Genomic DNA, 14,581 nt, shown 5'->3' with positions numbered 1-14,581 from the left:
ACTCGCGAGTCGCTCGATGGTGCGGCGGTCATGCCGACAGTTCGCCGAGGTGGACGTGGTCCGCGCCGGTGACTGTCACGCGCTCCGGCTCGGCGACCGCCGCGGCCAGAGCCCGCTCCAGCCACGACATCTCTTCCTCGCTCGGCGCACCTCGGACGTCGGTGAGGAAGCTGTGCGCTACTTCGGTGTCGCGGCGGCCGTGCACCCGCTCACGGTAGCGCAGTTCCGGATTGCCTTCCGGGCGCGACCATTCCACGTGCACGGCGTGCGGGAAACGGGCACGCAGTTTGCGCAGCGCGTCGACGGGGCGGGCATGGTCGGTCAGCGTGGCGGACACGTAGTGCTCGACGGCCGCGGCATGGGTTTCGGCGGACAGCAACTCGTCGAGCGTGCCGGTGAGCCTGCTCAATCCGCGCACCACCGGAAGATCGCGGCGCTCGACGGTGCGCAGCCCGTCGGCGTCGAGGTCGACGAGCCAGACCGCCTTGCGATGCGAATTCTCCGCGAACGAATACGGCAGCGGTGAGCCGGAATACCGCACCGACTCCGACAGCGTCTGCGGCGAGTGCAGATGGCCGAGCGCCACATAGTCGATGCCGTCGAAGGCCGACAACGGCACCGTCTCCACACCGCCGACGGAAATGGACCGCTCCGAGCCCGTGGCCTCGCCGCCGACCACGAAGGCGTGCGCGAGTACCACGGTGCGCGCGGCGCCCCGCGCGGCGATGTCGGCCCGGATCCGGCGCATCGCGGCGGCCAGAATCTCGGCATGCGAACGTGCCTGCGGCACGCCGAGTTCGGCGCGGGTGATCTCCGGCTCGAGATAGGGAATGCCGTAAAAGGCGACCTCTCCGTGCGCGTCGGCGAGCAGTACCGGCCGGTCGGCCTCGGCGACGGTGGTGCGCAGGTGCAGCCCGCCCGCCGCGGCGAAACTGGCGCCCGCACCGAGCCGGGCGGGCGAATCGTGATTGCCGGAGGTGGCGACGATCTGGGCGCCGGCGGCGCGGATGGCCTCGAAACCACGGATACACACGGCGATGGCGTCGGCGCTCGGGATCGATCGGTCGTACACGTCTCCGGGCAGCACCACGACGTCCACCGACTCCGCCGCCACCAACTCCGCGACGGCGGTGAGCGAACGTGCTTGATCGGCAAGCAGATCGACACCGTGGAAGGTACGCCCGATGTGCCAGTCCGAGGTGTGCAGCATCCGCATGGCGAAAAACGTAGGCGCACCCACCGACACAATTCAATTGCCGGGACCGGGGTGTCGGATTTGCCGGGTTACCCAACGGCGTGTTTCCGAGGTGCGCGGGTGTGTCGAGTGCCGGAACTCACGACTGCGGTAGGTGCGCTACGTCGGATAAACCGATCTCACGAAGCTCGCGCGGGCCGCTGGTTCCCGCTGCGCCAGCGGATTTCGGTGCGCCGGGCAGCCCGGCGCGCACCGGGCCGGGTTTGCTATGACGCGCCGAAATGTTCACGGTCATTGACATACTCGCGGCTCAGTCGGTTTGCCGACACCAGCGCTGTGAAGTTGCCAGTCGGCCGAACTTGTCGGTGCGGTGCGGCACTATCTCGTTCCATGACCGCATCGATGCTTGTCGCACTGTTGCTGGTATTCGCCGCCGGCGTGGGGCTCGGCTGGCTGGGCCACACCGCCCACGCCGGCCAACGGGCCGCCACCGCCGAGGCCAGACTGGCCGCGGCCAACGACAACGAACGGCTGCTGCGCCAATCCCTGACCGCCGCGAACGAGGATGCGGCACGCCGCCATTCGCAGGCCATCGGTGCCATGGTGGAGCCGTTGCGGGAGGCGGTCGGCGCGCTGGAACAGCACATTCAGCAAGTCGAGCACAGTCGCATCAACGCGTATTCCGGCCTGCGCGAACAGGTCGCGGGCATGCAGCGCACCTCGCACCAGCTCTCCAGCCAGACCAGCCAGCTGGTGGCGGCGCTGCGGGCGCCGCAGATCCGGGGTCGCTGGGGCGAAATCCAATTGGAGCGCGTGGTGGAGCTGGCCGGGATGACCAGGCACTGCGATTTCGACACCCAGGTGAGCCGGGCGGCGCGCGGTGACGGCACCGCCGACCGCACCGGCACCGTCCGGCCGGACCTGGTGGTGCGGCTGGCCGGCGGCAGGCACATCGTGGTGGACGCCAAAGTGCCGTTCAATGCCTACCTCGACGCCAGCACGGTCGACGATCCGGACGAGCGGGCCGACCATCTGCTCCGGCACGCCAAACATCTGCGCGCCCACGTCGACCAACTCGCCGACAAGGCCTACTGGGCCGCCTTCGATCCGTCCCCGGAGTTCGTGGTGCTGTTCGTCCCGGGCGATCCGTTCCTCGACGCGGCGCTCACCACCGATTCCGGACTGCTGGAATACGCGTTCGGACGCAACGTCATCCTGGCCACGCCGACCACACTGATCGCACTGCTGCGCACCGTGGCGTTCAGCTGGCGGCAGGAGGCCCTGTCCCGCGATATGGCGAAGATTCAGCAGTTGGGCCGCGAGCTCTACTCCCGGCTCGGCATGACCGGTCGCCATCTGGACCGATTGGGCGCACAGCTGTCCAAGGCCGTGGACGCCTTCAACTACACGGTGGCCTCGGTGGAATCACGGGTGATGGTGACAGCCCGCAAGTTGCACGATATGGAAATAGCCGAGCAGGAGGTTCCGGCCATCGCGCGGGTGGATTCCTGGCCGCGGGCGGTCGGGTTCGCCGACGCCGACGGTTAGCCGGAGAACCTGGTCACGTCGCGCCATAACGCCGTACGGCCCGGCGGCGGTTAGGGTTCATATCGTGGCTGCTTCCCAACGTGTGCGTTCCCGGGTGCCCGCGCCGCAACGTTCGATCCTGCCGTCGGTGCCGGGTATCCCGGCCGGCGCAGCCGTCCTGATTGCGGTTGCCTGCACGTTCCTCGGGTTCCTTGTCGATGCCAACGGCGACATGAACGAGCTGACGGGCACGTTCGCCACGCTCTACGTCGTCGGCTGCGTGGCGGCTGTGCTCGCCGTTCGCTACCGCGGGCTGTTCAGCACGATGGTGCTGCCGCCGTTGCTGATGGTCGTCGCGGTACCGCTGGCGTATCAGCAGCTGGCCGGCAGCGGCGGCAGCGGCATCAAGGACTTGCTGCTGAACCTGGCCGTCCCGCTGGTGTACCGGTTCCCGACGATGCTGCTGGCCACCGCGCTGGTGCTGCTCATCGGGGGGTTGCGGATCTACCTGTTCCGGCGTGAGCAGACGGCCGAGAGCGCCGCGGAATCACGTCGCGGCTCGAGTTGGGGACGCACGAGTGGAACCAGCCGGTCGCGCACCAAGCGCGGTGAGGCGCTGTCCGATTCCTCGAAGCGCCGGCCGCGGCGTAGTCAGCCGGAGCCGGACGACGATCTGGATCTCGCCGATCAGAAGACCGACAAGTATCTGCCGCCGCGCCCGGGCAAACGGACCTCCGGCGAAGTCGCCGACGCGCCACCGCGGGTGGGCAAGTCGGGTCGTGCCAGGGACGGCCGCGCGGGCCGCACCGGACGCTCGGCCACTCCGCGCAGCGACAACCCGCCGCTGCCGCGGCCCAATGTGCGCTACCGGGAGCGGGATTCGAGCCGCGGCGAGCGGCGCAAACCGGAGAACCTGTAAAAGCTAGTTACGCGCGGCGCGCAATTCGCGAGGCAGTGCGAAGACCAAGGTCTCATTGGCGGTGGTCACCGGCTGCACCTCGCCGAAGCCGTGCTCGGCCAGCATCTCCAGCACGCCCTCCACCAGGATTTCCGGCACCGAGGCGCCGGAGGTGATGCCGACGGTGCGGACACCCTCGAGCCAGGCCGGATCGACCTCCTTGGCGTAATCCACCAGGTAGGACGCCTTCGCACCCGCGCCGAGGGCGACTTCGACCAGCCGCACCGAGTTCGACGAATTGCGCGAACCCACCACGATCACCAGATCGCATTCCGGGGCCATCGCCTTCACCGCGACCTGACGGTTCTGCGTGGCGTAGCAGATGTCGTCGCTCGGCGGATCCTGCAATCCGGGGAAACGCTCGCGCAGCCGCTTCACGGTTTCCATCGTCTCGTCGACGCTGAGCGTGGTCTGCGACAGCCAGATCACCTTCGACTCGTCGCGCACGGTGACCTTGTCCACCGAATCGGGGCCGTCCACCAGTTGCACGTGGTCCGGCGCCTCGCCGGCGGTGCCTTCTACTTCCTCATGGCCTTCGTGACCGATCAGCAGAATGTCGAAGTCGTCGCGGGCGAAGCGCTTGGCCTCTTGATGCACCTTGGTCACCAGCGGGCAGGTGGCGTCGATGGTGTGCAGATTCCGCTCGGCGGCCGTCTCGTGCACCATCGGCGAGACACCGTGCGCGGAGAACACCACGACTTGGCCCTCGGGCACCTCGTCGGTCTCGTCGACGAAGATCACGCCGCGATCGCGCAGCGTCTCCACCACGTGGCGGTTGTGCACGATCTCCTTGCGCACATAGATGGGAGCGCCGTGTTTCTCGAGCGCTTTCTCCACCGTCTCGACCGCGCGGTCCACGCCCGCGCAGTAGCCGCGCGGCTCGGCGAGTAGGACGCGCTTTCCCCCATTGGCATCGGCTGATCCGGTACCCGCCGAGCGGGCGATTCCGAGGTTCAAAGGTATGGCCGAAGACATGCCCCACAGCTTACTGGCGTACACCGGTCTGGACCCGGGCGGATGAATAGCATGACTACCGTCACGATGTGTCTGTGACAGTAAGTCTTTGCATAGCGGGTCGGATCGGGCAGGCTAGAACCATGTTTCGACCTCCGTTCCTGGCCCGGGTCGCCGCCGGTGCCGCCGTATACGCCCTCGAAGAAACCCGCCGGTTACCCACAGCGGCAATGAATTTCCCGATCACCGCGATCAGCCAGCTACTGCAGACCACGATGCATGTGCAGCAGTTCGTGACCAGCCTCGCGCTCAAGGGCGACGCTGTGTTCGACCGGCTCGGCGGTGGTGCGGAAGCACAGCCGGAGTGGGCCACCTTCGACGACGACCTGCCCTCGGAGCAAACCTCTGGCGCCGCACCGGCACCGGTCGGCCGTACCAGTCGCTTCGATCTCTACACCGACGGTGAGAGCTCCGAACCCGCGCACGCGACCAATGGTCACGTCACCGCAGTGACGACGATCACGGTGCCGGAAATCACCCGGCCGGAGAGCGAAGCGGAGCCGGAAGCCGAGCCCGTCGCCGAAGCCGAGCCGGCGGAGACCGCCGAACCGGCCGAGTCGGACATCGCGGAACCGGAAGTCGCCAAGCGCTACGACTACGCGAACATGACGCTGGCTCAGCTGCGCGCCCGCCTGCGCATGCTGACTCTCGAGGATCTCGCCACCCTGCTGGACTACGAGCAGCAGACGCGGGCGCGGGCCGCCTTCGTCACCATGCTGACCAACCGCATCGCCACCGTTCAGGCGCAGTAACGCTCGTCGTCAGCGGTTGGCCGACCCCATCGCGGCCGACCGCTGCGCAAGAGCGTCGGTGGCACCGCGTATATCTAGCTGTATGACCTCCGCGGCCAACCCATCGGCGAACAGCCCCGCGAATTCCGCTGACGCGCCGTGGCCGGTGCGCACGGTGTCGATGAAGGTCACGCAGTGGATCGACAGGCTCGGCAGCATCTGGGTCGAGGGGCAGATCACTCAGATCAATCTGCGTCCCGGCACCCGCACCGCTTTTCTCGTCCTGCGCGACCCGTCGGTCGACATGTCCCTGTCGGTGACGTGCGACCCGGAGCTGATCCGCAGATCACCGATCCCCTTGCAGGAGGGCACCCGGGTCGTCGTCTACGGGAAGCTGTCCTTCTTCGCCGGCCGCGGCACGATCTCCTTGCGGGTGCTCGAGATTCGCCCCGTCGGAGTCGGAGAACTGCTGGCCCGGATCGAGCGCCTGAAAGCGCTGCTGGCGGCCGAGGGTCTGTTCGATCCGCGGCTCAAGCGTCCGCTGCCCTTCTTGCCCAGGACCGTCGGCCTGATCACCGGCCGCGCCAGCGCCGCCGAGCGCGATGTCCTGTCGGTGGCCCAGAGCCGTTGGCCCGCAGTGCATTTCGAGATTCGCAATGCGGCGACGCAGGGGCCGATGGCGGTACCGCAGATCCTGGCGGCGCTGGCCGAACTGGATCGGGATCCGGCTGTCGAGGTGATCGTGCTGGCTCGCGGCGGCGGCAGTGTCGAGGATCTGCTCGCCTTCTCCGACGAAGCGCTCTGCCGCGCCATCGTGGCCGCGACCACGCCCATCGTCAGTGCCATCGGCCACGAACCCGACAATCCGCTCAGCGATTTCGTCGCCGACGTGCGGGCGGCCACTCCGACCGATGCCGCGAAGCGCGTAGTTCCCGACGCAGCAGCCGAATTGGCGGGCGTGCGCGAGTTGCGTGCCCGCTCCGCGGCGGCGCTGCGGGGCTGGGTGGATCGAGAGACCCGCGCGCTGGTCCAGTTGCGTTCGCGCCCGGTCATGGCCGACCCGCTGCGCGAAATCGACCGGCGTACAGAGGAAATCGAACGCCTGCGCGTCTCCGCCCGGCGCTGCGCCGAACATCTGATCCGGACCGAAACCACCGCGGCCCGGCATCTGCGGGAGAAGCTCACCGCGGTCGGCCCGGCGGCGACGCTGTCGCGTGGCTACGCTGTCGTCCAGCGGGTGACCGGGCCCGAACGCCACGTCGTACGCAGCATCGAGGACGCGCCCGCGGGCAGCCAGCTGCGCATCCGAGTCGCCGACGGCGCGATCACCGCGGCCGCGCTGGGCACCCAGGCCCTGGGCGCCCGGAAAACCACCGAAACCGAGAGGGACTGACCGTGGCCGAACCCGGCACCGACGACACCACCGCCGAGATCGCGACCTTCGGCTACGAACGCGCCCGCGACGAGTTGGTCAACGTCGTGAAAATGCTGGAACAGGGCGGCCTGGACCTGGACGACTCGCTGGCCCTGTGGGAACGCGGCGAAGCGCTGGCGAACCGATGCGAGGAACACCTCGCGGGCGCACGGCAACGTGTCGAGGACGCGATTTCGCGCTCAGAGGCCGCCGAAGAGGCGTAACCGAGAGCGATTCGCTGACGACCGGCGTCGAAGCCAGCGCGTGGATCCGGCGTTCCCGTCCACGGCTGTCGGCGCGATAGACCCAGCGGGGAGACCGAACATCCCGCACTCGCGATGCTCAGCGCGCTAAAGGCTGCGCCGCGTCCTCAGCGCGCCAACGGCTGCGCCGCGTCGACGGCCTGCGCCAGCGTCCGGAAGGCCCCCTCGTTGCCCGCGCCCTTGATCAGCACGCGGGCGGTGCCGTAGTCGGCGATCCAGGCGGTTTCCTCGGTGGGCTCGGCGTAGACGATCCACTTCCGGTCGCCGACCTGCTGCGTGCCGCTGGCGTAGCGGGAGCCGAGTACGAAGCGGGCCAGCGCCTGCTCGGTGGCGTCGCTCTGGGTCAGCTGCATGTAGGTGCCCTGGTGGGTGATGTATCCCACAGTGCTGACGGCGCCGCCGCCCGCGCCCGCGATGTCGGCGCGGCTGCCGGAGTTGGGGGTCCAGTCGGCGGGCACGCCGGGGTTCCGGATCGGGAACGGGAGGGTTCGCGCGTCGGCGGTCAGCGCCGCCTCGATGTCGAAATGCGGGATCGCACCCTGCGTCGGCCCTTTGGCGGCGAAGCTGCACTGGCTGGCCACCCCGGCGAAGACCACGACGATCAGCACCAACGGGATCAGCGAGAAGAACAGATCCTTGTAGTTGAGCAGAATGCGTGGCTTTTGGTAGGACACGTCCCCAGTATCCACTCCGGTACGCACGTCTCGGACCAGGGGTGGCATGGGGCCCGCCCACGTAATGAGACAATCGTCCGGTACGTACAACCCGAGGGAGGCACCCCGCCATGACGGCATCTTCGCCCACTAGCCGCCGCGAGGCGCCGGACCGCAACCTTGCGCTCGAATTGGTCCGGGTGACCGAGGCCGGGGCGATGGCCGCGGGTCGCTGGGTCGGCCGCGGTGACAAGGAGGGTGGCGACGGCGCCGCCGTCGACGCGATGCGCCAGCTGGTCAACTCGGTTTCCATGCGCGGCGTCGTGGTCATCGGCGAGGGCGAGAAGGACGAAGCCCCGATGCTCTACAACGGTGAGCTGGTGGGTGACGGCACCGGCCCCGAGGTGGACTTCGCGGTCGATCCGATCGACGGCACCACCCTGATGTCGAAGGGCTCCCCCGGCGCCATCGCGGTGCTCGCGGTCGCCGAGCGCGGCGCCATGTTCGACCCGTCCGCGGTCTTCTACATGCACAAGATCGCGGTCGGCCCGGACGCCGCCGACGTGATCGACATCTCCGCCCCGATCGGCGAGAACATCCGCCGGGTCGCCAAGGCGAAGAACCTGTCGAAGTCCGACCTGACCGTTTGCATTCTGGATCGCCCGCGCCACGCGGACCTGATCCAGCAGGTGCGCGACGCGGGTTCCCGGATCCGCCTGATCTCCGACGGTGACGTGGCCGGCGCCATCGCCGCCGCCCGCCCGGACTCCGGCACCGACATCCTGGTCGGCATCGGCGGCACCCCGGAGGGCATCATCGCCGCGGCGGCCATGCGCTGTATGGGCGGTCAGTTGCAGGGCATGCTGGCCCCGAAGGACGACGAGGAGCGCCAGAAGGCCATCGACGCGGGCCACGACCTCGACCGCATCCTGAATACCGAAGACCTGGTCTCCGGCGAGAACGTCTTCTTCTGCGCCACCGGCGTCACCGACGGTGACCTGCTGCGCGGCGTGCGCTACTACGGTGGCGGCGCGTCCACCCAGTCGATCGTCATGCGCTCGAAGTCCGGCACGGTTCGCATGATCGACGCCTACCACCGCCTGACCAAGCTGCGTGAGTACAGCTCGGTCGACTTCCACGGCGACGAGGACGCGACCCCGCCGCTCCCCTGAGCCGGTCCAAAATCCCAGACGCGCAGGCCCTTTCGCCTGCGCGTCTGTCGTTCTGGGCGTTATTCCGGTCTCGGCTGTGCTGATGACCTCAGGCGTGGCAGCCCACAGGGCTTCGATTGCGGCATAGGGTCGTTTCCATGACGGAGGAAGCGCAGCAATTTCGCATCGAGCACGACACGATGGGCGAGGTCCGGGTCCCGGTGCATGCCTTGTGGCGTGCGCAGACGCAGCGGGCCGTGGACAACTTCCCGATCAGCGGGCGCGGGCTGGAGCGGGCGCAGATTCGTGCGCTCGGATTGCTGAAAGCCGCGTGTGCCACGGTCAATCGGGATCTGGGGCTGCTGGACAAGGACAAGGCCGACGCGATCATCGCCGCCGCGCAGGAGATCGCCGCGGGCGCGCACGACGACCAGTTCCCGATCGACGTGTTCCAGACCGGGTCGGGCACCAGTTCGAACATGAACGCCAACGAGGTGATCGCCTCCCTCGCCAAGGCCGCCGGGGTCGAGGTCCATCCGAACGACCACGTGAACATGTCGCAGTCGTCCAACGACACCTTCCCGACGGCGACGCATCTGGCGGCGACCGAGGCGGTCATCACCGATCTGGTTCCGGCGCTGGAGCATCTGCGTTTGGCCCTGCTGGACAAGTCGACCGAATGGCGCACGGTCGTGAAGTCCGGCCGCACCCACCTGATGGACGCGGTGCCGGTGACCCTCGGCCAGGAATTCGGCGGTTACACCCGTCAGGTGGCGGCGGGCATGGAGCGGCTGATGGCGACCCTGCCCCGTCTCGGTGAGCTGCCCATCGGCGGCACCGCGGTCGGCACCGGGTTGAACGCACCCGACGGTTTCGGCGCGAAAGTCGTGGCGGAGTTGGTGAAGTCGACCGGACTCGACGCCCTCTCCGAGGCGAAGGACCACTTCGAGGCACAGGCCGCGCGGGATGGTTTGGTCGAGGTCTCGGGCGCGTTGCGCACCGTCGCGGTCAGCCTGACCAAGATCGCCAACGATATCCGCTGGATGGGTTCGGGCCCGCTGACCGGTCTGGGCGAATTGCAGCTGCCGGATCTGCAGCCGGGCAGTTCGATCATGCCGGGCAAGGTGAACCCGGTCCTGCCCGAGGCGGTGACCCAGGTGGCCGCGCAGGTGATCGGCAACGACGCGGCGGTCGCCTTCTCCGGCGCGAGCGGCGCGTTCGAGCTGAACGTCTACATTCCGGTCATGGCGCGCAATGTCCTGGAGTCGATCCGGTTGCTGGCCAATGTGTCGCGGCTGTTCGCCGACAAGTGCGTGCAAGGGCTGGTCGCCAACGAGGAGCGGTTGCGCACCCTGGCCGAGTCCTCGCCGTCCATCGTGACGCCGCTGAATTCGGCGATCGGTTACGAGGAGGCGGCCGCGGTCGCGAAGGAGGCGCTGAAGGAGCGCAAGACGATCCGGCAGACGGTTATCGACCGTGGGTTGATCGGGGAGAAGCTGAGCGAGGAAGAGCTCGATCGACGGCTGGACGTGCTGTCGATGGCGAAGGTGGACGGACACTCCTGAGCACATCCGAATTCCCCCGTGGCACGGGAGGCGGCGGGGGAATTCGATCTCGGTGATTACTTGCTTACCTCCCTACCTACTTCCCTCCAATAAAGAAGTTATAGAGGAGAGTAGCCACGGTTTGAAAGAAGTCGATGAGCATTTTCTTCACCTTCCTTGCGTCGCTGCAGGGTTACAGCGTCACTCAGCTAATCGGCGGCAATGTGTGGCGCGTTTCACTGAATCCGCAAGAAAGGTGAAAAAATTTTCAGGCGGGCGCTACGGCCCGCAAGTAAGCCACCTCGTCTCGGGCCCGCTCACCCTCCTCGCCCAGATCGGTCCGCTCGAAGACGTTCCACTTCCGCAGCAGCGGTCCGAACACCAGTTCGCCCTCTTTCGCCGGGTCATAGATACCGGCCTGGGCCAGCAGCTCATCGCTGCTGCGGCCGTCCGGCAGCGCCACCGTCGGCACCGTGAACCCGGCGACCCGGTCGGCGATCGCGCGCATCGCCTGATCCGGCGCGTGCTGGAAAGCCGCGTCCACCAGATGAGCGAAGAACGCCGCCTGTAATTCGTCGTCGATGGCGATTCGTTCGGCCATCGCGGTAACCATCGAATTCTCCTGCAGCGCGGCGATATTGCGATGCCGAATGGCGGAGGCCATTTCCTCGAAAGCGCAATTGGCCAGCACATCGAGCAAATGCATTGCCGGACGACGGAATCCGGTGGTCATATGCGCCATCCGCAGCCGCTCCAATTCGATCGGATCGACCGAGCGCGTCACCATCAGGTAATTGCGCAGCATGATTTCGTGGCGGTTCTCCTCGGCGGTCCAGCGACCGACCCAGCGCCACCACGCGCCCATGCGGAGGTATTTGCCGATCTCCCGGTGGTAGGAGGGCAGGTTGTCGGCGATCAGCACGCTCACCGTCAGGGCCAGCTTGGCGACCTCGCTGAGCTCGGATTGGTCCGGCTCCCAATCGATTCCGCCCAGGAACCCGAAGTTGCGGCCGTCGTCGAACGGCACGTAATCGTGGGGCTGCCAGCCGTCGGCCCGTTCGATGTGCCGATGGAGTTCGAGTTCCACCTCGCCGGAGAGGGCTTCGAGCAACTCGCGGTCGGTCAAGTGATTCTGCACCAGCACAACCTAGTCGGTGGCCGCGGCCGATGGGGAGGCACGCCACCCAGAAAAAGAGCGCCCGAGACTGTGACATCTCAGGCGCTCCCGTAACTAGTTCGGCGTGACGGTGGTCTGGCCGTCCTTCCAGGTGATGGTGCCGCCGGTGAAGGTGGATTCCTTGCCGCCCGGGATGTCCTTCTCGTCGCTGGTCGGGTAGCCGAGCTTGCCGTTGGCGCCGCCGTTGGCCTCCCAGGCCTTGCGGATCTCGCCCCAGACGATGTGGGCGTCGCCGTCCTTCGCCGAGTAGATGGTGCCGCCGGCGAAGTCCTGATACTTGCCGTCGTCGGGCCCGTTCTCCTGCGCCTCGAGCGGTGCGCCCAGCGGGCCGGCCGCGCCGCCCGCCTCGACGTACTTCTCGTAGATGTCACCGGAGATGGTGACTTCCTGGCCGCCCTGGGTGGGGATCCTGGTCTCTTCCACCTCCGCTCCCGGGGAAGTGGTGGCGGTCTCCGTCCCGGAGGCGGTGGCCTCGCTACTGATCGTTGCCGACGGACTCGACAGCACCGAGGTCACCGCGCCCTTGGCTTTGTCGACGTTCTCTTTCGCTTCGTCCTCACTGCATCCCGCGGTCAGGAGCAGGGCGGCGACGCCGAGCGCCGCGGTGCCTGTAGCCGTTCGTCGAGCGAAGTGGTTCATGTGTCCATCCTCTTCTCGAAATAGGCAAACCTCTGAAGTTCGGCAACGGTCCGGCGAATCCATCAGAGACTCGCCGGACCGTGCTGAACAGGTAACGCCGCGGGATATTACCCGCTCGATGTGAGATGAAACACACGCTGGACGATTGCCGTATCAGGGCAATCGCAGGCTACGCGTTCGGGCCGTATTCCTCCAGCATCTCGGTGACCAATGCGGCGATCGGCGATCGCTCGCTGCGGGTGAGCGTGACGTGCGCGAAAAGCGGGTGCCCCTTGAGCTTTTCGATCACCGCCGCGACGCCGTCGTGCCGGCCGACCCGCAGGTTGTCGCGCTGGGCCACATCGTGGGTGAGCACCACCCGCGACCCCGTACCGAGCCGGCTGAGCACGGTGAGCAGCACATTGCGCTCCAGGGACTGCGCCTCGTCCACGATCACGAATGAATCGTGCAGCGACCGGCCGCGGATGTGGGTGAGCGGCAACACCTCCAGCATGTCGCGGGAGAGCACCTCCTCCAGCACCTCGCGGCTGGCCAGTCCGTCGAGCGTGTCGAAGACGGCCTGCGCCCAGGGCCCCATCTTCTCGCTCTCGGAACCGGGCAGATAACCGAGATCCTGGCCCCCGACCGCGTAGAGCGGACGGAACACCACCACCTTGCGCTGGGTACGGCGTTCCAGCACCGCCTCCAGGCCCGCGGTCAACGCGAGCGCGGATTTACCGGTGCCGGCCCGGCCACCGAGCGAGACGATCCCGATGCTCTCGTCCAGCAGGAGATCCAGCGCGATGCGCTGTTCGGCGGAGCGGCCGTGCAGACCGAACGCCTCGCGTTCCCGCACCAGTTGCACGCGCTTGTCCGGGGTGACCCGGCCCAGCGCGCTGGAACTCGTCCCGAGCAGCCGGATGCCGGTGTGACACGGCAACTCCCGGGCTTCGTCCAGATCGATGATGTTCTCGGAGTAGAGCTGATCGACGCGCTCCTTGGCCACATCGATTTCGACCATGCCGGACCAGCCGGAGGTGACCACATCCTGGGCGTGATATTCGTCGGCGTGTAAGCCCACCGCGCTGGCCTTCACGCGCAACGGAATGTCCTTGGACACCAGCACCACCTCGCGGCCCTCGGCCGCCAGGTTGAGCGCACAGGCCAGGATGCGGGAATCATTGGTGTCGGTGCGGAATCCGACGGGCAGGACCGCGGGGTCGGTATGGTTGAGTTCCACCTGCAGCGTTCCGCCCTCGGTGCCGATCGGCACCTGCTCATCCAGCCTGCCGTACTGCAGGCGTAGATCGTCGAGGTTGCGCAGGGCTTCCCGCGCGAACCAGCCCAGTTCATGGTGATGACGTTTGCCTTCGAGTTCGCTGATGACGACCAGCGGAAGCACCACATCGTTGTCGCCGAACCTGGTGAATGCCCAGGGATCCGACAACAGGACCGAGGTGTCGATGACAAAGGTTTTCTGGGGAAGCGAAGGGCGAGCCCCCTTGGTGTCTGTAGGGACAGCGGCGGATTTCCCGGAGGATTTCGCCGAGGGAGCGGAAACGGAGCGTGCAGCAGTCACGGTGGGCTCCTTTGTGTCCGTGCGGCACCCGCGCGCGGACGATCTCGCTGGACCGGCCGGTCCTGATGGCATGTGACTTACGTCAACTACCAAGAGGACCGGGCGCCGGCCCTCTCGCACTGAATTTCTCAGTCACGGTCAGGACCTCCCGTACGAACCACACCGACGCGGTCCGCACCAACGACGCTACCGCCGAGCACCCGGTCCGCGCTCGGGGAAGCGAAGGCGTGTCCGTGAATCTTTCGTTAACCGATACGAGACCGCGAGCTAGAGTCGCTGGTATGGCCGGTAACGAGGAACTCGAGAACCTGTCGTCGAAGGAACTGCACGACGAGGCGGTGAAGCTCGCGGTGCGCCACGGAGACGTGAAGTTCCTGTGGCAACTGCTCAAGCGCATCCCGGCCGCCGAAGCCGCGGCCGGAGATCCCGGCGAGAGCGAGGCCGACATCAAATACGTGCTTCCGTTGATCGACGACTACATCCACGCGGGCGACGGCGCGGTAGCCGAACAACTGCGGCCGTTCTATCTCGAGTACCTGGCCGAACATTCCTGAGCGGCCCGGCTACTCGACGGTGATCGCGCGCGCCGGGCAGGTTTCCGCGGCGGTCACGACGACGCTGTCCGCTCCGGCGTCCACGGTCTCGGTGAGCAGAATCACCGTGCCCGCCTCGGCATCCTGATCGAACACCGCGGGGGCGGTGAGTGCGCACATGCCGGCGCCTACGCAGCGCCGGCGGTCCACGGTGATCCGCATCG

Annotated in this window: 15 protein-coding genes; 8 read left to right on the top strand and 7 right to left on the bottom strand. The window is 67.3% G+C overall.

Annotated features, from left to right (window positions below; genetic code table 11):
- Positions 1–28: 28 nt before the first annotated feature.
- The gene (locus BJ987_RS10650; RefSeq protein ID WP_209887572.1) at positions 29–1,216 is read right to left on the bottom strand and encodes an exonuclease SbcCD subunit D; all 1,188 of its coding nucleotides are present in this window, start codon (positions 1,214–1,216) and stop codon (positions 29–31) included.
- Between the two features lie 369 nt (positions 1,217–1,585).
- On the opposite strand from BJ987_RS10650, the gene BJ987_RS10645 reads away from it, so the two are divergent.
- Both BJ987_RS10645 and BJ987_RS10640 read left to right on the top strand, forming a co-directional pair.
- Positions 1,586–2,743: a DNA recombination protein RmuC gene (locus tag BJ987_RS10645; RefSeq protein WP_209887569.1), complete on the top strand. Its 1,158-nt coding sequence runs from the start codon at positions 1,586–1,588 to the stop codon at positions 2,741–2,743.
- 64 nt (positions 2,744–2,807) lie between these two features.
- On the top strand, positions 2,808–3,641 hold the full coding sequence (locus tag BJ987_RS10640; RefSeq protein ID WP_209887566.1) for a DUF6542 domain-containing protein: 834 nt from the start codon (positions 2,808–2,810) through the stop codon (positions 3,639–3,641).
- 3 nt (positions 3,642–3,644) lie between these two features.
- Here BJ987_RS10640 and BJ987_RS10635 read toward each other — a convergent pair whose 3' ends face one another.
- Entirely contained in the window at positions 3,645–4,655 is a 1,011-nt protein-coding gene (locus BJ987_RS10635) for a 4-hydroxy-3-methylbut-2-enyl diphosphate reductase (RefSeq protein WP_209887563.1), read from the bottom strand.
- A gap of 122 nt (positions 4,656–4,777) precedes the next feature.
- Here BJ987_RS10635 and BJ987_RS10630 point away from each other — a divergent pair, with 122 nt between their 5' ends.
- From BJ987_RS10630 to BJ987_RS10620, 3 genes are all read left to right on the top strand, one after another.
- Positions 4,778–5,446 carry a lipid droplet-associated protein gene (locus BJ987_RS10630; protein ID WP_209887560.1) on the top strand — a complete coding sequence of 223 codons (669 nt, stop codon included), beginning with the start codon at positions 4,778–4,780 and terminating at the stop codon, positions 5,444–5,446.
- 82 nt (positions 5,447–5,528) lie between these two features.
- Complete coding sequence (gene xseA / locus BJ987_RS10625) at positions 5,529–6,818, top strand: exodeoxyribonuclease VII large subunit (protein WP_209887557.1); 1,290 nt, start codon at positions 5,529–5,531, stop codon at positions 6,816–6,818.
- A gap of 2 nt (positions 6,819–6,820) precedes the next feature.
- Positions 6,821–7,063 carry an exodeoxyribonuclease VII small subunit gene (locus BJ987_RS10620; protein WP_209887554.1) on the top strand — a complete coding sequence of 81 codons (243 nt, stop codon included), beginning with the start codon at positions 6,821–6,823 and terminating at the stop codon, positions 7,061–7,063.
- A 146-nt stretch (positions 7,064–7,209) separates the two neighbouring features.
- Here BJ987_RS10620 and BJ987_RS10615 read toward each other — a convergent pair whose 3' ends face one another.
- Positions 7,210–7,776 carry a DUF4245 domain-containing protein gene (locus BJ987_RS10615; RefSeq protein WP_209887551.1) on the bottom strand — a complete coding sequence of 189 codons (567 nt, stop codon included), beginning with the start codon at positions 7,774–7,776 and terminating at the stop codon, positions 7,210–7,212.
- A gap of 110 nt (positions 7,777–7,886) precedes the next feature.
- Here BJ987_RS10615 and glpX point away from each other — a divergent pair, with 110 nt between their 5' ends.
- Both glpX and BJ987_RS10605 read left to right on the top strand, forming a co-directional pair.
- Positions 7,887–8,927 carry a class II fructose-bisphosphatase gene (gene glpX, locus BJ987_RS10610; RefSeq protein WP_209887548.1) on the top strand — a complete coding sequence of 347 codons (1,041 nt, stop codon included), beginning with the start codon at positions 7,887–7,889 and terminating at the stop codon, positions 8,925–8,927.
- 137 nt (positions 8,928–9,064) lie between these two features.
- Complete coding sequence (locus BJ987_RS10605; protein ID WP_209887545.1) at positions 9,065–10,471, top strand: class II fumarate hydratase; 1,407 nt, start codon at positions 9,065–9,067, stop codon at positions 10,469–10,471.
- A gap of 247 nt (positions 10,472–10,718) precedes the next feature.
- Here BJ987_RS10605 and BJ987_RS10600 read toward each other — a convergent pair whose 3' ends face one another.
- From BJ987_RS10600 to phoH2, 3 genes are all read right to left on the bottom strand, one after another.
- The gene (locus tag BJ987_RS10600) at positions 10,719–11,588 is read right to left on the bottom strand and encodes an acyl-ACP desaturase (protein ID WP_209887542.1); all 870 of its coding nucleotides are present in this window, start codon (positions 11,586–11,588) and stop codon (positions 10,719–10,721) included.
- Positions 11,589–11,681: 93 nt separating this feature from the next.
- Positions 11,682–12,266: an LGFP repeat-containing protein gene (locus BJ987_RS10595; protein ID WP_209887539.1), complete on the bottom strand. Its 585-nt coding sequence runs from the start codon at positions 12,264–12,266 to the stop codon at positions 11,682–11,684.
- 169 nt (positions 12,267–12,435) lie between these two features.
- Positions 12,436–13,824 (bottom strand): RNA 5'-3' helicase PhoH2, encoded by a 1,389-nt coding sequence (phoH2, locus tag BJ987_RS10590; RefSeq protein ID WP_209887536.1) that lies wholly within the window; start codon positions 13,822–13,824, stop codon positions 12,436–12,438.
- Positions 13,825–14,105: 281 nt separating this feature from the next.
- On the opposite strand from phoH2, the gene BJ987_RS10585 reads away from it, so the two are divergent.
- Entirely contained in the window at positions 14,106–14,378 is a 273-nt protein-coding gene (locus tag BJ987_RS10585) for a hypothetical protein (protein ID WP_209887533.1), read from the top strand.
- 9 nt (positions 14,379–14,387) lie between these two features.
- Here BJ987_RS10585 and BJ987_RS10580 read toward each other — a convergent pair whose 3' ends face one another.
- The gene (locus BJ987_RS10580; protein ID WP_209887531.1) at positions 14,388–14,579 is read right to left on the bottom strand and encodes a ferredoxin; all 192 of its coding nucleotides are present in this window, start codon (positions 14,577–14,579) and stop codon (positions 14,388–14,390) included.
- Between the last annotated feature and the right edge of the window lie 2 nt (positions 14,580–14,581).

It is taken from the genome of Nocardia goodfellowii (genome assembly GCF_017875645.1).
GTDB lineage: Bacteria > Actinomycetota > Actinomycetes > Mycobacteriales > Mycobacteriaceae > Nocardia > Nocardia goodfellowii.
Note: the sequence above shows the minus strand (reverse complement) of the source record. Positions and strands in the feature narration are given on the sequence as shown.

Bases quoted from the DNA above. Each gene is read 5' to 3' on its own strand.
- BJ987_RS10650 (WP_209887572.1), bottom strand. From the start codon at position 1,216: ATGCGGATGCTGCACACCTCGGACTGGCACATCGGGCGTACCTTCCAC.
- BJ987_RS10645 (WP_209887569.1), top strand. From the start codon at position 1,586: ATGACCGCATCGATGCTTGTCGCACTGTTGCTGGTATTCGCCGCCGGC.
- BJ987_RS10635 (WP_209887563.1), bottom strand. From the start codon at position 4,655: ATGTCTTCGGCCATACCTTTGAACCTCGGAATCGCCCGCTCGGCGGGT.
- BJ987_RS10630 (WP_209887560.1), top strand. From the start codon at position 4,778: ATGTTTCGACCTCCGTTCCTGGCCCGGGTCGCCGCCGGTGCCGCCGTA.
- xseA (WP_209887557.1), top strand. From the start codon at position 5,529: ATGACCTCCGCGGCCAACCCATCGGCGAACAGCCCCGCGAATTCCGCT.
- glpX (WP_209887548.1), top strand. From the start codon at position 7,887: ATGACGGCATCTTCGCCCACTAGCCGCCGCGAGGCGCCGGACCGCAAC.
- BJ987_RS10605 (WP_209887545.1), top strand. From the start codon at position 9,065: ATGACGGAGGAAGCGCAGCAATTTCGCATCGAGCACGACACGATGGGC.
- BJ987_RS10595 (WP_209887539.1), bottom strand. From the start codon at position 12,266: ATGAACCACTTCGCTCGACGAACGGCTACAGGCACCGCGGCGCTCGGC.
- BJ987_RS10585 (WP_209887533.1), top strand. From the start codon at position 14,106: ATGGCCGGTAACGAGGAACTCGAGAACCTGTCGTCGAAGGAACTGCAC.
- BJ987_RS10580 (WP_209887531.1), bottom strand. From the start codon at position 14,579: ATGCGGATCACCGTGGACCGCCGGCGCTGCGTAGGCGCCGGCATGTGC.